The organism is Candidatus Pelagibacter communis (genome assembly GCF_012932795.1).
In the GTDB taxonomy this organism is placed as follows: Bacteria; Pseudomonadota; Alphaproteobacteria; order Pelagibacterales; family Pelagibacteraceae; genus Pelagibacter; species Pelagibacter ubique_S.
Genome location: NZ_LANA01000002.1, coordinates 71,117 through 90,772 on the forward strand (window position 1 = coordinate 71,117; position 19,656 = coordinate 90,772).

A 19,656-nucleotide genomic window follows, 5' to 3' on the forward strand; every position below is an offset into this window, starting at 1 on the left:
ATTATTAAATATGCAAATTATTAATAAAATATTTAGATTACAAAAAGTATATATATTTTTTTTTTCAATAGTCTTATTTATAATAATTTTTTCCACAACTTATTTGAAAGCTGATGCTTTTAGAGTATCTGATATTGAAATCTCATCCTCATTTGACCTAAATTTTAAGAAAAATACAGTAATAGATGCTGGCTTTCATATTTCTTTCTCAAATTTACTTTCAATGATTACAACCTCAGGTGATAAAAACAAAATTAAAAATGTTTCAACAAAGGAACTAAAAAGTATGATTGATTCTTTTACCATTAGTAATGAGAAATTTACAAATAATGTATATTTTGCAAAACTTGAAACATCATTTAATAAAAAAAAAATTTTAACCTTTTTAGAAAAAAAAAATATATTTCCCTCAATACCAATAAAAAATAAAGTTTTATTAATACCAATATTAGTAGATATAGAAAGTAATAGTGTTTATCTATTTGATAATATTTTCTACAAGAGATGGAACAAAAAGAAAGAAAAATATCAATTGTTAGATTATATATTACCAACAGAAGATCTTGAAGATTTGAGTAAAATTCAAAATATGCTGGACACCATAGATACATATGATTTTGCGAATTTGATTAAAAAATATGATTTAAAAGATCATATAATTCTAATAATATATAAAAATAAAGATGAATTTAAGACTCTTTCAAAGATAAATTTAAATGACTCACTTAAAATAAATAATAAGACATATTCTCAAATTAATTTAAATAATGAAGAAGATGTTGAAAAAATTTTAAAAAAATTAAAAAATACTTATGAGGATCAATGGAAAAAAAATAATGAAATTAATACATCCATAAAACTTCCTTTAACTTTATCAATAAAGTCAGGGGAATATAAGAAGATTATTGCTTTAGAGAATACACTCAACAATATCGATTTAGTAGCAGATTTTTATATATCAAATTTTGATAATAATAACACTCAATACAAAATAATTTATAATGGACCACCTAATTTTTTTTTTAATGATATGAATAATAAAAATTTTAATCTAGTTATAGAAAATAATATTTGGATAATTAAATGAAAAATTTAAATCAACTATTATTAAAATTTGACTACGAACAAAATTTTAAAGATGATGATTTTTATGTTGGAAAAAGTAATTTTTACCCATTTGAGCTAATAAATAATTGGCCCAAATGGGAAAAAAACTTTTTAAATATAAGTGGAGAAAAATTTTCTGGCAAAACTCATTTAACCAATATCTTTATAAAAAAATTTAAAGGAATAAGAATCCATTCTAATAAATTGTGTAATAAAAATTTAGAAACTGTTAAACTTAATCAAAATGTAGTTTTAGAAGATTTAAATGCAGATATTGACGAGAAGCTTGCTTACACTTTATTCAATATAATTGATCAAGATAATAAATTTTTAATAATTACTTCTTTAAAACCAATAGCTGAAATTAGTTTTAAGTTAAAAGATTTCAGGTCAAGAACTAGAAATTGTCTTCTAGCAAAAATTGAAAACCCTGATGATGAACTAATGTTTGCATTAATTCTTAAAAATTTATCTGATAGACAGATTACATTAGATAAAAAATTGATTGATTTTATTATTAAAAGAGTTGATAGATCGTATAGTAAAATATTTGAATTCATATATAAAATTGACAAGATTAGTTTAAAAAAAAAAAAATCAATTGACTTTAAGATTATTAATGAAGCATTAGAAAAATAGTTGAATAAATATAGAACACATAATTGTAACGAATTAACTAAAGATAATAGTGGACAAGAAATTGTATTATCTGGATGGATTAATAAAAAAAGAGATCATGGAAATCTTTTGTTTATTGACTTAAGAGATAATTATGGAATGACACAATGTATTATTGATAAAAGTAATGATTTTTTTAAATTATTAGAAAAAACCCAGTTAGAAAGTGTAATTAAGATTATTGGAAAAGTTGTTGAGAGAAGTGAAGATACCATCAATTCTGAACTTAAAACTGGTGACATAGAGGTCAATATTGATAAATTTGAAGTACTGGGAAAATGTAAGGAACTTCCAATGCCTGTTTTTAGTGATCAAGAATATGCTGAAGAAATTAGACTTAAATATAGATATTTAGACTTAAGAAGAAAAAAAATTCATGACAATATTATTTTAAGATCAAAAGTTATTTCTTTTATTAGAAATGAAATGTTTAAACTTGGATTTTTAGAGTTTCAAACACCAATACTTACTTCTTCGAGTCCTGAAGGTGCTAGGGATTTTTTGGTACCAAGTAGATTAAACCCAGGTAAATTTTATGCCTTACCACAAGCACCACAACAATTTAAACAATTAATAATGGTATCGGGATTTGATAAATATTTTCAAATTGCCCCATGTTTTAGAGATGAAGATGCTAGAGCAGATAGAAGTCCTGGTGAATTCTATCAGCTAGATTTAGAAATGTCATTTGTTGAACAGGAAGACATTTTTCAGGTTGTAGAAAAATTGATAGTGAATGTTTTTACAAATTTTTCTTCAAAAAAATTAATATATGAAAAATTTCCAAGAATTTCTTATGATGAGTCAATGCTTAAGTATGGAACAGATAAACCTGATTTAAGAAACCCATTAATTATTTATGATTTATCAGACATATTTATACGTGATGATGTTACTTTTGAAATATTTAAAAAACTTGTAAAATCTGGATCTAAAGTAAGATGTATAGTAACCAAGAATACAAAAGAAAAACCTAGAAGTTTTTTTGACAACATTGATAAATGGGCTAAGGAACAAGGTGCGTCTGGTCTTGCTTATTTTACAATTGAAAAAAATGAAAATATTTCAGCTAAGGGACCAGTAGGTAAATTTTTTTCAAAAGAAGCGTTAGAAGAAATCACAAAAATTACAGGAGCTGAAGTTGGGGATAGTATATTTTTAGCTTGTGGTAAAATAAATGATGTAGAAAAAATTTCCTCTCAAGCTAGAGATAAAATTGCTAAAGATTTAGACTTAATTAATGAAAATATTTTTGCATTTTGCTGGATTGTTGATTATCCAATGTTTGAAAAAAATAAAATGACTAATAAAATTGAATTTAGCCACAACCCATTTTCAATGCCTCAGGGAGATGTAAAAGATATTGATTTTGATAATCCACTTAGCATTAAAGCATATCAATATGATATTGTCTGTAATGGAATAGAATTATCTTCTGGTGCAATTAGAAATCACATACCAGAACTGATGTATAAATTATTCTCAATTGCTGGGTATAAAAAAGAACAAGTTAATGATAAATTTAGTGGCATGATTAACGCACTTAGTTATGGTTCACCTCCTCATGGAGGTATAGCACCAGGAATAGATAGAATTATAATGCTTTTAGCTAACGAGAAGAATATTAGAGAAGTTACAATGTTTCCAATGAATCAAAATGCCCAAGACTTAATGATGAATGCTCCCTCAGAAGTTAATGAAGAGCAACTTAAAGAACTTGGATTGGCTTTAAAACTTAAAAAATAATATTACTTTTTACCTTTTAAACTTATTTTAACATCTGATAGATCCACAAGGTTTTTTTTGTAATTATTTCTAACAAACCCTTTGCTAGTAATATCTTTTACAATTTTAAGTAGTTGATTTTGATCTTCTGTATTTTCCTCCTCAGGTGAAGATCTATCCGATCCACCAATAGCTGGTGTATGCGCCAGGTCTTCTCTGCTTTGGTATGAAATAGCCAATTCTCTAAAAATATAATCTAAAATTGAAGATGCACTTATTATTCTGTCATTGCCGTAAACTTTTCCAGATGGTTCAAATTTCGTATCGACATAAGCACTTATAAACTCATCTAAAGGAACGCCATACTGGAGTCCAAGTGATATAGCTATAGCAAAATTATTCATTAAAGCTTTTACTAGTTCTCCCTCTTTACTTGTATCAATAAATATTTCACCTATTTTACCATCTTCATATTCACCAGTATGTAAATAAACTTTATGATCACCAATAGTTGCCTTTTGAATATAGCCTTTTCTTCTATCAGGCATACTAAATCTCTTACCCACACCTTCAGTAATCTTCTTTACAAATGTAGTATTATTTTCTTTTGAAATAATTTTTGATTGGTTTTGCTCAGTTAAAATGTCTAATTTTTTTGTTTCTGTTACTTTATTGTTATTTGGATCTAAACTTTTTGTTTTTCTAGTATCAAGTTTAACATCTAAAACTTCAAATTTTCCATCGTCACGTTTTTCAAGATTTGCTAATTCTGCTTCATTAACATCATCTAAGTAGTGATTAACTTTAAAGCTGCATGTGTAATAAGTTTCTACTAAATATTTTGCCATTTTTCCTTTATTTAATTTTAATTTTGAATCTTAAGATAAATAATTTATATACAATTACTTACTTTAGTCTAATCTAAATTATACAATTTAAGATTGAAGAATAAGCAAAATTATATGTTGACACTTTTAAAAAAAATTTTCATTTGGTGGAATCAAGAGACTCTTGGAACTAAATTAAAAACCTTATTTTATGGAAGACTTGTAGGAAGTGACTCTTTTGGCAACAAGTACTATGAGAGCAAAGATGGAAAAAGATGGGTTATTTACGGTGGTGAAATTGATGCTTCAAAAATTCCAAATGAATGGTATTCATGGATTCACTTTACTAAAAATAAAATTGAAATGATGCATCAATTTAAAAAATATGATTGGCAGAAGCCTCATCAATCAAATCAAACAGGTACAGAAAACGCTTATCACCCAAATAAAAACAATGAACAAATCAAAAAAAAATATAGTAGTTGGAAAAGTTAATTTCATAATAATTTTAATATTTTTTTTTACGATTATTGCATCTAAAATTTATTCCTCAGAAAATATAGAAGGTCTATTTATCGAAATAAAAGTTTTAGATAAAGTTAGCTCAAAAACAAATCTCTTAAAACTAAAAATTGGAAAAGAAAAAATATTTAAAAATTTATTGATAAAAAGTCTTAAATGCAAAAATTCAGAATTTGATGATAACCCAGAAATAACCGCGTATATTCAAGTCAAAGATTTAACAAATAAAGACAACGACGAAGTATTTATATTTAATGGATGGACTTTTTCGTCTAGTCCAGCAATCAATCCATTTGATCACCCCGTTTATGATATTTGGTTGACTAAATGTTATTAAATAACTTTTTCATTATCTAACCAACTCACATTAAAATCAGAATCAACAAATTTTTTATGGTTAAGTAAGATTTTATGAAGTGGTATTGTTGTAGTGATGCCTTCAATTACAAACTCATCTAAAGAGCGATTCATTCTTTGAATTGCTTCTGTTCTATTTCTTCCATGAGTAATCACTTTACAAACCATACTGTCATAGTAAGGAGTAACTTTATAGCCTTGATAAATTGCTCCATCTACCCTTGTTCTAAAACCAGATGGCTGATGACACATACCTATAGTTCCAGGAGAGGGTTGAAAATTTCTACTTGCATCCTCAGCATTAATTCTACATTCAATTGCATGTCCTCTTGGGTTAATATCACTTTGTTTAAGTGCTGTTTCACCAGTGTAGGCTATCCAAATTTGCTCTTTAATTATATCAATACCAGTAACCATTTCTGTAACTGGATGCTCTACTTGAACCCGTGTGTTCATTTCTAAAAAATAAAATTTTCCATCTTCATAAATAAATTCTACTGTTCCGGCACCCTCATAGCCAATTTTGCTAACCATATTTACTGTTCTTTCAAAAAGATCTTTTCTAATTGGATCTGTTAAAATTGGGCTAGGGGTTTCTTCTATCAATTTTTGATGTCTCCTTTGAACAGAACAATCTCTTTCATGTAAATGAACAGTTCTGTTTTTTCCAGATAACACTTGAACTTCAATATGTCTTGGGTTTTGAAAAAATTTTTCAATGTATATCTCATCATTACCAAAATATTTTTTTGCCTCGGATTTTGCTGTTGAAAATAATGTTTCAAATTCCTCTTCTTTGTGGACAATTTTCATTCCCTTGCCACCACCACCAGCGGATGCCTTTATTAAAACTGGAAAACCTATCTTTTTACAAATTTCTTTAGCTGACTCTATGTCTGTTATACCACCTTCTGAACCCTCAATAACTGGTAAACCGTGTTCTTTGGCAATTTTTTTTGCTTGAATTTTATCTCCCATCATTTCTATGAGCTTTGAAGATGCACCAATAAATTTAATATTATTTTTCTCTAATACTTCAGCAAAATTTGCATTTTCAGACAAAAAACCATATCCAGGATGAACTGCCTCTGCTTTTGTAAGCTCAATCGCAGACATTAATGCTGGCACATTTAAATAACTATTTGCTGGTTGATGTGAGCCAATGCAAATACTTTCATCTGCAAGTCTTACATGCATACTATCTCTATCGACATCAGAATGAACAGCAACTGTTGCTATTCCCCATTCTTTACACGCACGTATAACTCTGACTGCAATCTCCCCACGGTTTGCAATTAGAATTTTTTTAAACATTATTCAACGATAATAATAGTTTGACCATACTCAACTGGTTGGCCATCTTCTACACAAATTTCTTTAATTATTCCATCCACTGTAGAAGGAACATGATTCATAGTTTTCATAGCCTCAACTATCATAATTGTTTCACCCTTTTTAATTTTTTTTCCAACTTCAGAAAATTTTTTAGCTCCGGGCTCTGGTGAGTGATAAGCAGTACCTATGATAGGAGACTTAACTTCAGTTCCAGTTTCATTCTTAGGTATTTCTTTTATAGAAGTTGAAGGAGATGTCGCGACACTTAAAACTTTATTTGAGTTAGAAATATTTGATTTTGATACTTTTATTTTTGTATCTTTATTAGTGTATTCAATCTCAGTTAAATTAAACTCATTTAAGTAGTCATTTAATTCTTTAATTAATTTTTTATCTATTTTCATTTTCTAGCATCTTTTGCATTGCAATTATGGCCAAAATATAACCATTATCACCTAAACCAAAAATCCCACCAGTTGCAACATCGCTGATTAAAGATTTGTGTCTAAATTCCTCTCTTTTATATATATTTGATATGTGAAGTTCAATAATTGGTTTCTTGTAAATATCTAGAGCATCCCTAATAGCAACAGATGTGTGAGTAAAGCCAGCTGCATTAATGATTATGCCATCAAACTTTTCTTTAGCTTTTTGTATAGCTGTAATTAATTCACCCTCTACATTTGATTGATAAAAATTTAAATTAATTTTCAATTCTTTGGCTTTGTTTAAACAATTTTCTTTCAATTTTTCAAAAGTTATTGATCCATATTGTGATTGTTCTCTTTTACCTAATAGATTAAGGTTAGGACCATTAATAATTATTATATTTTTGCTCATTAGACTCTTATACATTATGAAAAAAATAAAAAAAATAAAAATCAAGATAAATGGTAAAATTTTGATAATAAATGAAAATTTAAGCCTCTCATTTTTTCTAAAAGAACTAAAAATTCCTGTAAAAAAAGTAGCAATTGAATTAAATCAGGAAATAATAGATAAAAATAAAACAAATAAAATAAAACTGAAAAAAAATGATAAAATAGAAATTGTTCATTTTATTGGAGGTGGTTAAAAAAATGAATAAAGATAAATTAATAGTAGCTAAAAAAAAATTTGATTCTAGACTAATAGTAGGTACTGGAAAATATCAAAGCATGTCAGAATGTGCAAAAGCCATAAAGTTATCTGGTGCTGAAATAGTAACTGTAGCTGTAAGGAGAGTTAATATCTCAGATAAAAAAAAACCCTTACTTATGGACTATATAGATCCAAAAAAAATTACCTACCTTCCAAATACAGCTGGGTGTTTTAATTCCAAAGAAGCACTTAGAACATTAAGGTTGGCAAGAGAGATTGGTGGATGGAAATTAGTAAAACTTGAAGTTTTAGGAGATAAAAAAAACTTATTTCCTGATATGATTGAAACTTTAAAGTCTACCGAGGTTTTATCTAAAGAAGGATTTAAAGTAATGGTATATTGCAGTGATGACCCGTTGATGGCTAAGAGATTAGAAAATGTTGGAGCCTGTGCGATTATGCCTTTAGCTGCACCTATAGGGTCAGGACTTGGAATTCAAAATACAACAAATATTAAAATTATAAGAAGTCAAACAAAACTTCCTTTAATAATTGATGCTGGTTTAGGTCAAGCCTCAGATGCAGCTATTGCAATGGAGCTGGGTTGTGATGGAGTTTTGGCTAATACAGCAATTGCTAAAGCTAAAAAACCATTTGAAATGGCGTTAGCTTTTAAAAATGCAGTTACTGCTGGAAGACAATCCTTTTTAGCGGGACGTATAGAAAAATCTATATATGGGAGCGCATCCTCACCAACAACTGGAATTATTTAAGCAGCAGGTTTCTTAAAAAATTTTTTTTTATAAGTTTTCTTTTTATAAAGCTTTTTTTTATTTGGTTTTTCTGCATATTTATCTTCTTTTTTTTTTTCTTCTAAATTTTTTAGCTTTTCTAGATGCTCTAAGGTTTCAATTGTTTTTTTAGTCTTATTTTGTAAATCAATTATGTACTCTGGAATAACAAGAGAATTATCTGAAATAATATCTATTTTAATCGAGTTTTTTTCTTCAAAATATTTCAAATCTTCAATGAAATTTTCTTTCATGAAGTCTGATATTTTTTCACAAATTTTCAATTCAACGAATTTAGCTTTCGTTAAAACTGCTTTGACTTCAACTAATTTAAGAACTTTCATGGCAAAAGACTCATCTGTGAGAGTAACTTTCCACTTTACAGCACTTTCCCGAAGCCTTTGCCTTGACATTTCTAATAGGCCAAAAGTACTAATTCTTCCTATTTGAATTCTTGCTCTATCAGTTCTACATTTTTCTTTGAGCTTTCTCTCAACTAACCTTCTATTTCCAAAGCTCAACATATCAATGAAGTCAATTATTATTAAGCCAGATAAATCTCTAATTTTAATTTGTCTTGATATTTCCTCTGCTGCTTCAAGATTAGTATCTAAGGCTGTATTCTCAACATTTTTTTGTTTTATTGAGCTTCCAGAGTTTATATCGATTGAAACTAATGCTTCTGTTGGATTGATTACTAGATATCCGCCAGATTTTAATTTAATTTCTGTTTCATAGATTTGGTTTAATTTGTCTTCTATATTTTCTTTAAAAAATAAAGGAACTTTTTCTCTATATTTTTTTATTTTCTTTACATGAGAGGGCATCATTAATTTCATGAAACTTTGTGCTTTTTTATATCCTTCATTACCTTCGATAATTATGTTATTAGTATCTTCATCATACAAGTCTCTCAAAGTTCTTTTTATGATATCACTTTCCTGATGTATTAAGGATGGTGCAATAGAATTTAAAGCAGTTTCTTTAATTCCATTCCAAGTTTTTATTAATGTTTGGAGGTCATGGTCTATTTCATTTTTAGTCTTATTAGATCCAGCAGTTCTAACAATAAGGCCCATTTCTTTTGGTATAGTTATATCATTTAAAATAGTCCTAATTTTTTTTCTTTCTCCTGGATTAAAAATTTTACGAGATATTCCTCCACCTTTCGGCGTATTGGGCATCAGCACAATATATTTTCCTGCAATAGAAATAAAAGTACTTAAAGCAGCTCCTTTTTGACCTCTTTCATCTTTCAATACTTGGATCAAAATTACTTGATTGGGCTTTATAACTTCTTGTATTTTGTATCTTCTAGATCTTAACCTGGGTGTTGATTTTTTAATTTCAGCAACCTGAGTCACTTTATTTGTATTATCTTTGGACAAAAGCTCATCAGTTATTATTGATTCTCCAGGTGTAATAGAGTCTATTTCAGGTTGGACTTTAATTTCAACTGGATCATTACCATCCAGATTACCCTCGTTAATATCTTTCTGCTCTTCTTTTTCACTTTCTTTTAAAAGCTCTTCTCTTTCTCTCTCCTCTTCTTCTTTTATCTTAATTAAATCACTTTGAGGAATTTGGTAATAGTCAGACTGGATATCATTGAAAGATAAAAAACCATGTCTTTCTCTTCCAAAATCTATAAAAGCAGCTTGTAAGGATGGCTCTACACGACTAACTTTTCCAAGATATATGTTGTTCTTGATTAAGTTATTTTTTACACCTTCGTATTCATAGTCTTCAATATTATCGCCTGATTTAAGAACGACTCTAGTTTCATTAGGATGCGATGCATCGATATATAAATTTTTTTCCATATATTTTTGATTAGTTGTTTCATTGTATTTAAATAATTTTAAATTTTGTTTTAATTCTGGTGCCTTAACTTTAACAAATTCAGGTGTATATTAAACTAAAATGTATCAAATTATTAAAAAAATATTTATACTAGTTTTAAGCTTTAGTTTACTAAGCGCATTTTTTATATTAGCCATTTTATGGGCTTTTTCTAATAATTTACCAGATTATAAATTTCTCAAAAATTATAAACCAGCAGTTTCAAGTAAAGTTTATTCAGGTAATGGAGAATTAGTGAATGATTTTTCAACTGAGAAAAGAATTTTTGTTCCCTACAATGCGATATCAGAAAAAGTAATAAAATCCTTCTTATCTGCTGAAGACAAAAATTTTTACTCTCACCCTGGAGTTGATGCGAAGGGAGTATTAAGAGCTGTAATAAATAATATATCAAATATTGTATCTTCAAAAAGGTTAGAAGGAGCTTCAACTATAACTCAGCAAGTAGCAAAAAATTTTTTATTAACAAATGAGGTAAGTTTAAATAGAAAAATAAAAGAAGCAATCTTAGCATTCAGAATAGAAAGAGCTCTTTCAAAAGAAAGAATATTAGAATTATATCTAAATCAAATTTATCTTGGAGGAGGAGCTTATGGAGTGGCATCTGCAAGTTTAGAGTATTTTGATAAATCCATCAGTGAATTGAATTATGATGAGGCTGCATTATTAGCCGCATTACCAAAAGCACCAAGCAGATACAATCCCTATAAAGATATAGGACTTGCTAAGTTTAGAAGAGACCTAGTTTTAAAAAATTTATATGAAAATAACTATATAAAAAAAATTGAATATGAAAAATTTATTAATAAAAAAATAATATTAAAAAAACGAAAAAAAAATCTTGCTGAAGACACCAGTTATTATGTTGAAGACATTAGAAAAGATGTGGTTAATCAATTAGGCTTTGATAAAGTTTATAAAGAGGGATTGAATATAAGTACACCAATTAATTTAAGTTTACAAAAAATTGCCATTAAATCTCTAAGAAAAGGTTTAATAAGTTATGATAAAAGAAAAGGATGGCGTGGACCGCTGTTAAAAAAAAAAAATTTAAAAAATTGGAAAGATCAGATAGGAAAATTAAAATTAGAAAAATCAATTAACTGGAATTTAGCAATAGTAAAAAAGATTGATAAATTTTCTATAGAAATTGAAACTGAGAATGAGTCTAATGGTATTATTCAATATGAAAATATTTCTTGGATCAAAAAAGAATTTAAAGACATACTAGAAGTTGGGGATGTAATCTATGTAGAAAAAATAAACAACAATGTATTTGCTTTGAGACAACTGCCTATCGTGAACGGAGGTATAGTTGTGATGGACCCATTTACAGGAAGAGTTTTGGCATTAAGTGGAGGGTTTAGTTTTCGAAAAAGTGAATTTAATAGAGCGACGCAAGCATTGAGACAACCTGGCTCTGCATTTAAACCATTTATTTATGCTCTAGCACTTGAAAACGGTTACACCCCATCAACTTTAATTTTAGATGCTCCGCTAGTTTTAGAACAAGGTACAGACTTAAAAATGTGGAAGCCAGAAAACTATGGAAAAAAGTTTTATGGTCCTTCCACTTTAAGAATGGGATTAGAAAAATCTAGAAACTTGATGACAGTTAGGATAGCTCAAAATCTTGGTTTAAAAAAAATAGTTAATTTTTCAAAACAATTGGGTATTTATGAAAATCCTAGCGAGCTTTTATCAATATCGCTAGGGTCAGCAGAAACAACATTGTTAAAACTTACGTCTGCTTATTCATCTTTTGTCAATGGTGGTAAGTTAGTAAAACCAATAATGATTGATAGAATTCAAGATAGTGAAGGGAATACCATTTTTAACAATGAAAAAAGAAAATGTATAAATTGTGATCAAATATCTTTTTTAAATAAAAATTATCCTGAGATAGAAGATAAATTTCCCCAGATTTTTTCTGCTCAAACAGCTTATCAGATGACTTCAATATTGGAAGGGACTGTGCAAAATGGAACAGGAAAAAATTTAAAAAATCTCAATTTAGACTTGGCTGGAAAAACAGGGACTACTAATAGTAATACAGATACATGGTTCATAGGGTTTACTTCCAAGCTTGCAATAGGCGTATATGTTGGATCAGATAATCCAATGTCATTAGGAAAGTATGAAACAGGAGCAAAAACAGCGTTGCCAATTTTCAAAAATTTTATAAAAGATGCGGTTAAAAAAGAAGACGCAAGACCCTTTAAAGTTGCTGATGGTATTTTGCTTAGAGTTATTGACCCGATAACAGGTGAAAAAGCACTTACAGATAGTAATTCTACTATAATAGAGGCTTATAAAAATGTTAAAAATAATAACATATTAAATCAAGATATTAGTAATAGATTAAAAAATAATAATATATTAAAGTTTTATTAATGGAAAATGAATATTTAAATCAAAGGTCTGAAATTAAAAAAATAAATCAAAGAGTCAAGGAGTATCTTTGAAGAGAATGATATTTATTTAAAATTAAAAAATAATAATCAAAAAATGCTAGAGAATAATTTCTGGCAAGATAAGACAAATTCCCAAAAAATAATTAAAGAAAAAAAGTTATATGAAGAATTGATAAATGCATATGATAATTCTGTTAAATCTTTATTAGATTTACACGAGCTAAATGAACTGGCTTTAGAAGAAAATAACCAAGCAATCATCACAGAAGTTTTAAAAAATATAAAAAGTCTTAAAAAGGAAGCTAAAAAAAATGAAACAAAGTGCTTCTTATCAAATGAATCTGATAGTTTGGACAGCTATATAGAAATTCATGCTGGTGCAGGAGGAACAGAAAGTCAGGATTGGGCCGAAATGTTAAGAAGGATGTATATGAAATGGTCTGTTATAAAAGGTTTTAAATCACAGTTGATAAGTGAGCACAAGGGAGATGAGGCTGGAATAAAATCAACAACAATAAAAATTGTGGGGGATTACGTTTTTGGATGGCTTAAATCTGAGTCTGGTATACATAGGCTAGTAAGGATTTCTCCATTTGACTCAGGAGCAAGGCGACACACAAGTTTTGCAAGTGTATGGATTTATCCTGTTGTAGATGAAAATATAGATATTGAGATTATAGAAAAAGATTTAAGGATCGACACATATAGATCGAGTGGAGCAGGGGGTCAACACGTTAATACAACAGACAGTGCTGTTAGAATTACACATATTCCATCAAAAATTGTTGTTCAATGTCAAAACGAAAGGTCACAACATAAAAATAAAGAAACTTGTATGAATATGCTTAGAGCTAGACTTTATGATTTTGAAATAAAAAAAAGAGAGCAAAAAAATCTAACTGTAGAGTCTTCTAAATCAGATATAGGATGGGGACATCAAATAAGATCTTACGTTCTTCATCCTTATAGAATGGTTAAAGATAATCGTACTAATTTTGAAAGTTCAAACCCTGATAAAGTATTGGATGGTGACATAGACGATTTTCTAGAAAGTTCGTTATATAAAATAAAATGATAAAAAAAATAATTAAAATTTTATCAGTAATAATTTTAATTTTACTTCTTGTAATTTTATATTTAAGTATTTTTGGTATAAAAACAGATAAATTTAACAATCAAATTGTTAAGCAAATTTTAAAAAAAAATGAAAAAATCAACCTAAACATAAAAGACGTTAAATATTCATTAAACCCATATAGTTTTAAAGTGATAATTGAAACTAAAAATCCCCAGCTATCATTGGATGGAAGAAATTTTGAAATAAAAAATATTCAAACAAACATAGCTTTAAAATCTTTAATTAAAGGTCAATTTTTAGTTGATCATTTACATTTAAAAACAAAAGAAATTAAAATTAATGATGCAATTGCATTAGGTAGAGTATTAAAGAACACAACAGAACTTTTTGTTTTAAATAAAATCATCAAGGATGGATCTATAGCAGCAAATGTCATTTTAAACTTTGATGAAGAAGGAAAAATTAAAGAAAATTATGAAATTGAGGGATATATAAAAAAAGCAAAATTAAGTGTTTTGAATCAATTTAAATTACAAAATTTAAATTTTAACTTCTATATCAATAAAAACATTTACTCCTTAAAAAAAGTAGAAATGAAACTCAATGATATAAAAATAATTTCTCCAATAATTGAAATACAAGAAAAAAAAAATGGATTTTTTGTAAATGGCAAATTTTTAAATGAGGAAAAAAACTTTGATATTAAAAAACTAAAACCATTTTTTTCTATCCTGTCTGCAGATATAGATATAAAAAAAATTATATTTAGTTCAAACAATAATTTTTCTTTTAATATAAGTAAAAAATTAAAATTTGATAACCTTAAGGTTCAGTCTACTGTTACTTTAAAACAGCTTGTTTTTAATGAAAAAAAATTAAAATTAAATCGTTTTTTTCCAAGTTATGTTAATGAAGTAGAACTAACAGACCATAAGATTGATATTAATTATCAAAAAGAAAAATTTAACATAAAAGGGAATGGAAATATTTTATTAGAAAAAAAATTAGATAACTTATCTTACGAAATGAAAAAAGATAAAAGTAATTTTTTTTTTAATTCCAAAATATTTCTTAAGAATAATTCGTTACAAATAGATTTTTTAGATTATGAAAAAAAAGAAGGTTCAAATTCTTTACTTTTGATAAAAGGAAATTTCAAAAAAAATAATCAGCTAAATTTTGATCAAATTAGTCTAAAAGAAAATAATAATGAAATTTTAATAAAAAATTTAATGTTAAATGAAAATTTTAAAATTATAGATATCGAAAATTTTAGCATTAACTATAAAAATGAAAAAAAAATTATAAATAACCTTGTGTTAAAGAAAAATGAATCAAATTTTATTATTGAAGGAGAAAGTTTTGACGCTTCTAGAATGATTAATGATATTTTAGATAGTGATAATGATACTCTATTTATTTTTGAGAATTTAAATTCTAAAATTACGGTAAAAATTGATAAAACTTATATAGATGAAGTTAATTATTTAAATGGTCTTAATGGAAATATGGTTTATGATAATAACAAAGTTAATAATCTTATATTAGAGTCAACTTTTCCAAATAAAAAAAAAATAAGTCTATCTATCAAAACTAATAACAAAGCAGAAATAGTAACAAGTTTATTTTCATCTTACCCGAAACCTTTAGTTGAAAGGTATGATTTTATTAAAGGATTTGAAGAAGGAAAGTTAAATTTTTATTCCACAAAAAAAGGAAATAAATCCAACTCAGTATTAACTATTGAAAATTTTAAAGTCCAAGAAGTTCCAGTGTTAGCAAAACTATTAAGTTTGGCATCACTACAGGGTATAGCTGACCTTTTAACAGGTGAAGGTATAAGATTTAATAATTTTGAAATGAATTTTTCAAATCAAAATAATCTTACAACTATTGAGGAAGTATATGCAATTGGACCCGCTGTTTCTATTTTAATTGATGGATATATTCAAAAAAAAAACCTAATTAGTTTGAGAGGAACCTTAGTACCAGCTACAACGATAAATAGAACGATAGCTGCTATTCCTTTATTGGGAAAAATTTTAGTTGGTGATAAGAGTGGAGAAGGTGTTTTTGGTGTTAGTTTTAAAATTAAAGGATCACCGAAAGACCTTAAAACTTCTGTTAATCCTATCAAGACTTTAACCCCACGATTTATAACTAGAACTTTAGAAAAGATCAAAAAGAATTAAATTAGTTTTACTTTAATATGTCTTTTTTTACCTAAAGAAAGTTTGATTAAATTATCTTGAAAGTGATCCTTAGTAATTATCAGTTTTTCGTCAGCAATAACTTGATTATTTATTTTAATCCCACTTCCTTTAATTAGTCTTTTAATCTCACTTTTAGAATTTTCTAATTTAGATAAGATTATTAAATCTATAATAGTTACTTTAGTTTTAAGTTCTTTTTCGTCAATTGAGATAAAGGGTAAATTTCCCCCCATTGAATTATTAGAAAAAGTTTGTTTTGCTGTTTCTTCACTTTTTTTAGCTTCTTTTTCACCGTGCAGCATTTCTGTTGCCTTATTAGCTAATAGAATTTTTAATTCATTAATATTATTATTTTTTATTTTTTCAATTTCACTTATATTTATGTCGGTAAAAATCTTAATAAACTTTAGTACATCTCTGTCATCTATGTTTCTCCAAAATTGCCAATAATCATAAGAAGAAAGAAATCTTTTATCTAGCCATACAGCGCCAGATACTGTTTTCCCCATTTTAGCCCCAGATGCCAGTGTTATTAATGGTGTTGTTAAACCAAAAGCCTGCTTATTTGAATGTCTTTTTATTAAGTCAACACCATTCACAATGTTACCCCATTGATCAGATCCACCCATTTGCAAAACACAATTTTCTTTTTTATTTAATTCTAAAAAATCATAAGCTTGAAGGATCATATAATTAAACTCCATATAACTTAATGACTGTTCTCTATCTAATCTTATTTTAACACTGTCAAAACTTAACATTTTATTTATCGTAAAATGTTTTCCAATATCTCTCAAAAAAGAAATATAATTTAAATTTTTGAGCCAAGTGTAATTATTTACAAAAATTGGTTTTGTTTTTGGATCTTTAATATCTAAAAAATTTTTTAATATTTTTTCTATATTTCTAATATTTTTTTCAATTTCTTCTTCATTTAATATGGTTCTCGTTTTATCTTTGCCAGAAGGATCGCCAATTCTAGTAGTGCCACCTCCTAATAGTACGATGGGTCTATGCCCATGTTTTTGAAGAAGTCTTAAACACATTATTTGTAGCAAGCTTCCAACATGAAGACTTTCAGCCGTACAATCAAAACCTATATAACCATTAATTTTTTGTTTATCTAATAATTTAGATAATTCATCTTCACTGGTACATTGATAGAAGAAGCCTCTATCTTTAAATTCTTTTAAAAATTTATTCATAAGTATAAGGTCGTACAATATACAAATTTTTATAAAAAAAAATAAGAATGGAAAAAAATTATATAGCTTTAGGACTAATGAGCGGTACATCAATGGATGGAGTAGATGCATCAACGATTATATCTGATGGTGACAAAGGTCCTACCAATAGCCTAGAGAACCAATACTTCGAATATGACAAAGATCTTTATCAAAAATTAACAAATTTAAGGGATAAAATAACTAATTCAAAAGATCTAAAGAATTATTCTAATGAGCTTAATTTAATTGAAAAAGAAATTACTTTATTTCACGCAAAGATAGTGAACCAAATGATTAAATTACAGCCTAAATTTGAGCTGGATATCATAGGATTTCATGGTCAGACAATATTTCATAATGCAGATGAAAAAATTTCAGTTCAATTAGGCAATGGAAAGCTTTTATCTCAACTAACAAAAAAAAAAGTAGTTTATAATTTTAGACAAAATGATTTAGAAAATGGTGGTCAGGGAGCACCTTTAACTCCAATTTTTCACCAAAATTTAATTAGAAATATCGATCTAAATAGCTGGCCAATAATAGTTTTAAATATTGGTGGGATTTCCAATGCAACAAGTGTTTCAATGTTTTATCCAAATGGAGATATTATCGATAATGATATAACAAAATCTAGAAAAGATCATAATTTATTTGCTGAAGATATCGGTCCAGGCAACTGTTTGATTGATGAATGGATAAGAAAAAATTCAAAATATAGATTTGATAAAGATGGTCTGATAGCTAAATCAGGAAAAGTAAATGAATTAATTTTCAATCAAGCTGTAGATAATTTTTTAGATTTAGATAATTTTACAAATAAATCTCTTGATGTAAAAGATTTTGATATTTCATTTGTAAGAGGCCTTTCCTTAGAAGATGGTGCAGCTACTTTAACACACTTGACAGCAAAACTAATTGGAGAGGGTTTAATTAAATTTATGTCAAAAAATAATAATCCTAGTCTTAATGTTTTAAATAAGACCACATGTTTAGTTTGTGGAGGAGGTAGAAAAAATAAATATTTAATGGATAAGTTAAAAGACAATTTGAATATTAGAGAACTAATGTTGATTGATAGACAGGGCTTAAATGGAGATTTTATAGAGTCTCAAGCTTTTGCTTATTTAGCAATTAGATCTTATTTGGATTTACCCATTTCATATCCAAATACTACCGGATGTAAAAAACAAACTACAGGTGGAGTGATAGTTAAAAATTATTAAAATAATGCTGATTCTTTTTTAATATACTTATCTAAATTTTTCATTAAATTATCTTCAGTATTTTTAAAAAAATGATTAGCATCATTAACTGCTTGAAAATCAACTTTAATTCCTTTTTGAGCACTTAATTTCTTATCAAGATCAACAATATACTCCAATGGAACTAATTCATCTTTTTTTCCATAGATCATCAAACCTGATGTTGGACAAGGTGATAAGAATGAAAAATCATATACATTTGGTTGAGGAGATATAGCTATAAATCTATTTATCTCAGGTCTTCTCATAAGTAATTGCATAGCTATTAGTGAACCAAAAGAAAATCCTGAGACCCAACATTGAGAATTATCAAAATTTTCTCTTTCTAACCAATCCAATGCAGCAGCTGCATCTGCTAATTCACCTTGACCATTATCAAACTCACCATCACTTTTACCTACACCTCTAAAATTTACTCTGCAAACTGAAAATTGATTTTCCATAAATGTATGAAAAGTGTCCACCACAACTTTATTGTTCATTGTTCCGCCATACTGAGGATGAGGCTGTAATACTAAGGCTATCGGTGATGTTATCTTATCACTTTTATAATATTTAGCCTCCATCCTGCCAGCTGGACCAGGTATAAAAACTTCTACAATCTTGTTATCCATAAGTGTTATTGATTATTATTCTCAAAAAAAAACTACATCTACCATAACTGAGCGACAATATGTTAATTTTTTTATTAATTGTAAACTTGACTAAATTAGTCAAGTTTGTATAAAAAGGCCTCTTATATAAGGGTAAATATGAAATTAACATCTAAAGGTAGATATGCCGTAATGGCTTTAGCAGACTTAGCTAAGTTTAATAGCGTTAATCCAGTATCTTTAAGAGATATATCATTAAGACAAGGTATATCTTTAGATTTTCTTGAACAAATATTTTCAAAATTAAAAAAGCACAGCATAGTCAAAAGTATTAGAGGAACTCATGGTGGATATATTTTAAATAAACAACCTGTTGAAATTAAATTAGCAAACATTCTTAATGCCGTAGATGAGGAAGTGAAAACTGTTCAATGTAAGAAAGATTCAAAAAAAGGATGCAATAGCAAAACATCGAAATGTATTACTCACAATTTATGGGATGAGTTAGAAGTTCATATAAATCTTTTTTTTGAACAAAAAAATTTAAATGATCTAATAGACAATTCTTCAGAAAGTAGAAATTAA

General features: G+C 27.3%; 19 protein-coding genes. 12 read left to right on the forward strand and 7 right to left on the reverse strand.

Going from position 1 to position 19,656, the window contains the following annotated elements:
* The first annotated feature begins 10 nt into the window (after nucleotides 1–10).
* From VP91_RS04360 to aspS, 3 genes are read left to right on the forward strand one after another with little or no spacing between them, the layout of a single operon-like run.
* A complete protein-coding gene (locus VP91_RS04360) occupies nucleotides 11–1,087 on the forward strand; it encodes a hypothetical protein (RefSeq protein WP_169036238.1) in 1,077 nt (358 codons plus the stop codon).
* Nucleotides 1,084–1,746: a DnaA ATPase domain-containing protein gene (locus tag VP91_RS04365; RefSeq protein WP_169036239.1), complete on the forward strand. Its 663-nt coding sequence runs from the start codon at nucleotides 1,084–1,086 to the stop codon at nucleotides 1,744–1,746. The genes VP91_RS04360 and VP91_RS04365 overlap by 4 nt, the downstream gene beginning before the upstream one ends.
* Nucleotides 1,747–3,531 carry an aspartate--tRNA ligase gene (gene aspS, locus VP91_RS04370; RefSeq protein WP_169036240.1) on the forward strand — a complete coding sequence of 595 codons (1,785 nt, stop codon included), beginning with the start codon at nucleotides 1,747–1,749 and terminating at the stop codon, nucleotides 3,529–3,531.
* Nucleotides 3,532–3,533: 2 nt separating this feature from the next.
* Here aspS and VP91_RS04375 read toward each other — a convergent pair whose 3' ends face one another.
* On the reverse strand, nucleotides 3,534–4,358 hold the full coding sequence (locus tag VP91_RS04375; protein ID WP_169036241.1) for a ribonucleotide reductase: 825 nt from the start codon (nucleotides 4,356–4,358) through the stop codon (nucleotides 3,534–3,536).
* 114 nt (nucleotides 4,359–4,472) lie between these two features.
* Here VP91_RS04375 and VP91_RS04380 point away from each other — a divergent pair, with 114 nt between their 5' ends.
* The gene (locus VP91_RS04380) at nucleotides 4,473–4,832 is read left to right on the forward strand and encodes an NADH-ubiquinone oxidoreductase subunit NDUFA12 family protein (RefSeq protein WP_169036242.1); all 360 of its coding nucleotides are present in this window, start codon (nucleotides 4,473–4,475) and stop codon (nucleotides 4,830–4,832) included.
* Nucleotides 4,792–5,196: a DUF2155 domain-containing protein gene (locus VP91_RS04385; protein WP_169036243.1), complete on the forward strand. Its 405-nt coding sequence runs from the start codon at nucleotides 4,792–4,794 to the stop codon at nucleotides 5,194–5,196. Before VP91_RS04380 ends, VP91_RS04385 begins: the two co-directional genes overlap by 41 nt.
* On the opposite strand, the gene accC is transcribed toward VP91_RS04385, so the two are convergent.
* The 3 genes from accC to aroQ are packed head-to-tail and all read right to left on the reverse strand — an operon-like array spanning nucleotide 5,193 to nucleotide 7,391.
* Complete coding sequence (gene accC / locus VP91_RS04390; RefSeq protein ID WP_169036244.1) at nucleotides 5,193–6,530, reverse strand: acetyl-CoA carboxylase biotin carboxylase subunit; 1,338 nt, start codon at nucleotides 6,528–6,530, stop codon at nucleotides 5,193–5,195. The two genes, VP91_RS04385 and accC, sit on opposite strands and share 4 nt — an antisense overlap.
* Complete coding sequence (locus VP91_RS04395; RefSeq protein ID WP_169036245.1) at nucleotides 6,530–6,955, reverse strand: acetyl-CoA carboxylase biotin carboxyl carrier protein; 426 nt, start codon at nucleotides 6,953–6,955, stop codon at nucleotides 6,530–6,532. The genes accC and VP91_RS04395 overlap by 1 nt, the downstream gene beginning before the upstream one ends.
* Entirely contained in the window at nucleotides 6,942–7,391 is a 450-nt protein-coding gene (gene aroQ, locus VP91_RS04400) for a type II 3-dehydroquinate dehydratase (protein ID WP_169036246.1), read from the reverse strand. The genes VP91_RS04395 and aroQ overlap by 14 nt, the downstream gene beginning before the upstream one ends.
* A 16-nt stretch (nucleotides 7,392–7,407) precedes the next feature.
* On the opposite strand from aroQ, the gene thiS reads away from it, so the two are divergent.
* Nucleotides 7,408–7,626, forward strand: coding sequence for a sulfur carrier protein ThiS (gene thiS, locus VP91_RS04405; RefSeq protein ID WP_169036247.1), 219 nt, complete (start codon nucleotides 7,408–7,410; stop codon nucleotides 7,624–7,626).
* A 4-nt stretch (nucleotides 7,627–7,630) separates the two neighbouring features.
* Entirely contained in the window at nucleotides 7,631–8,404 is a 774-nt protein-coding gene (locus VP91_RS04410; protein WP_169036248.1) for a thiazole synthase, read from the forward strand.
* On the opposite strand, the gene VP91_RS04415 is transcribed toward VP91_RS04410, so the two are convergent.
* Nucleotides 8,401–10,245: an Rne/Rng family ribonuclease gene (locus VP91_RS04415; protein ID WP_169036249.1), complete on the reverse strand. Its 1,845-nt coding sequence runs from the start codon at nucleotides 10,243–10,245 to the stop codon at nucleotides 8,401–8,403. The genes VP91_RS04410 and VP91_RS04415 overlap by 4 nt on opposite strands.
* Nucleotides 10,246–10,345: 100 nt before the next feature.
* Between VP91_RS04415 and VP91_RS04420 the strand changes: the two genes are divergently transcribed.
* From VP91_RS04420 to VP91_RS04430, 3 genes are all read left to right on the forward strand, one after another.
* The gene (locus VP91_RS04420) at nucleotides 10,346–12,679 is read left to right on the forward strand and encodes a penicillin-binding protein 1A (RefSeq protein WP_169036250.1); all 2,334 of its coding nucleotides are present in this window, start codon (nucleotides 10,346–10,348) and stop codon (nucleotides 12,677–12,679) included.
* A protein-coding gene (gene prfB / locus VP91_RS04425) for a peptide chain release factor 2 (RefSeq protein ID WP_425305180.1) occupies nucleotides 12,679–13,774 on the forward strand; the annotation gives its coding sequence in 2 pieces (ribosomal slippage) (nucleotides 12,679–12,747 and nucleotides 12,749–13,774; 1,095 coding nt in all). Before VP91_RS04420 ends, prfB begins: the two co-directional genes overlap by 1 nt.
* Nucleotides 13,771–15,969, forward strand: coding sequence for an AsmA-like C-terminal region-containing protein (locus VP91_RS04430; protein ID WP_211181513.1), 2,199 nt, complete (start codon nucleotides 13,771–13,773; stop codon nucleotides 15,967–15,969). The genes prfB and VP91_RS04430 overlap by 4 nt, the downstream gene beginning before the upstream one ends.
* Here VP91_RS04430 and tyrS read toward each other — a convergent pair.
* Nucleotides 15,966–17,195: a tyrosine--tRNA ligase gene (gene tyrS / locus VP91_RS04435; protein ID WP_169036251.1), complete on the reverse strand. Its 1,230-nt coding sequence runs from the start codon at nucleotides 17,193–17,195 to the stop codon at nucleotides 15,966–15,968. The genes VP91_RS04430 and tyrS overlap by 4 nt on opposite strands.
* 47 nt (nucleotides 17,196–17,242) lie before the next feature.
* Between tyrS and VP91_RS04440 the strand changes: the two genes are divergently transcribed.
* Complete coding sequence (locus VP91_RS04440) at nucleotides 17,243–18,439, forward strand: anhydro-N-acetylmuramic acid kinase (protein WP_169036252.1); 1,197 nt, start codon at nucleotides 17,243–17,245, stop codon at nucleotides 18,437–18,439.
* On the opposite strand, the gene VP91_RS04445 is transcribed toward VP91_RS04440, so the two are convergent.
* On the reverse strand, nucleotides 18,436–19,080 hold the full coding sequence (locus VP91_RS04445; protein WP_425305182.1) for an alpha/beta hydrolase: 645 nt from the start codon (nucleotides 19,078–19,080) through the stop codon (nucleotides 18,436–18,438). The genes VP91_RS04440 and VP91_RS04445 overlap by 4 nt on opposite strands.
* A 150-nt stretch (nucleotides 19,081–19,230) precedes the next feature.
* Between VP91_RS04445 and VP91_RS04450 the strand changes: the two genes are divergently transcribed.
* The gene (locus tag VP91_RS04450) at nucleotides 19,231–19,656 is read left to right on the forward strand and encodes an RrF2 family transcriptional regulator (RefSeq protein WP_169036254.1); all 426 of its coding nucleotides are present in this window, start codon (nucleotides 19,231–19,233) and stop codon (nucleotides 19,654–19,656) included.

What these genes read in the sequence shown, in the direction of transcription:
- VP91_RS04395 (WP_169036245.1), bottom strand. Translation starts at nt 6,955, where the DNA reads ATGAAAATAGATAAAAAATTAATTAAAGAATTAAATGACTACTTAAAT.
- VP91_RS04430 (WP_211181513.1), top strand. Translation starts at nt 13,771, where the DNA reads ATGATAAAAAAAATAATTAAAATTTTATCAGTAATAATTTTAATTTTA.
- VP91_RS04450 (WP_169036254.1), top strand. Translation starts at nt 19,231, where the DNA reads ATGAAATTAACATCTAAAGGTAGATATGCCGTAATGGCTTTAGCAGAC.
- VP91_RS04360 (WP_169036238.1), top strand. Translation starts at nt 11, where the DNA reads ATGCAAATTATTAATAAAATATTTAGATTACAAAAAGTATATATATTT.
- VP91_RS04410 (WP_169036248.1), top strand. Translation starts at nt 7,631, where the DNA reads ATGAATAAAGATAAATTAATAGTAGCTAAAAAAAAATTTGATTCTAGA.
- VP91_RS04415 (WP_169036249.1), bottom strand. Translation starts at nt 10,245, where the DNA reads ATGGAAAAAAATTTATATATCGATGCATCGCATCCTAATGAAACTAGA.
- thiS (WP_169036247.1), top strand. Translation starts at nt 7,408, where the DNA reads ATGAAAAAAATAAAAAAAATAAAAATCAAGATAAATGGTAAAATTTTG.
- VP91_RS04380 (WP_169036242.1), top strand. Translation starts at nt 4,473, where the DNA reads ATGTTGACACTTTTAAAAAAAATTTTCATTTGGTGGAATCAAGAGACT.
- aroQ (WP_169036246.1), bottom strand. Translation starts at nt 7,391, where the DNA reads ATGAGCAAAAATATAATAATTATTAATGGTCCTAACCTTAATCTATTA.
- VP91_RS04385 (WP_169036243.1), top strand. Translation starts at nt 4,792, where the DNA reads ATGAACAAATCAAAAAAAAATATAGTAGTTGGAAAAGTTAATTTCATA.
- VP91_RS04420 (WP_169036250.1), top strand. Translation starts at nt 10,346, where the DNA reads ATGTATCAAATTATTAAAAAAATATTTATACTAGTTTTAAGCTTTAGT.
- VP91_RS04365 (WP_169036239.1), top strand. Translation starts at nt 1,084, where the DNA reads ATGAAAAATTTAAATCAACTATTATTAAAATTTGACTACGAACAAAAT.
- VP91_RS04440 (WP_169036252.1), top strand. Translation starts at nt 17,243, where the DNA reads ATGGAAAAAAATTATATAGCTTTAGGACTAATGAGCGGTACATCAATG.
- tyrS (WP_169036251.1), bottom strand. Translation starts at nt 17,195, where the DNA reads ATGAATAAATTTTTAAAAGAATTTAAAGATAGAGGCTTCTTCTATCAA.
- accC (WP_169036244.1), bottom strand. Translation starts at nt 6,530, where the DNA reads ATGTTTAAAAAAATTCTAATTGCAAACCGTGGGGAGATTGCAGTCAGA.
- VP91_RS04375 (WP_169036241.1), bottom strand. Translation starts at nt 4,358, where the DNA reads ATGGCAAAATATTTAGTAGAAACTTATTACACATGCAGCTTTAAAGTT.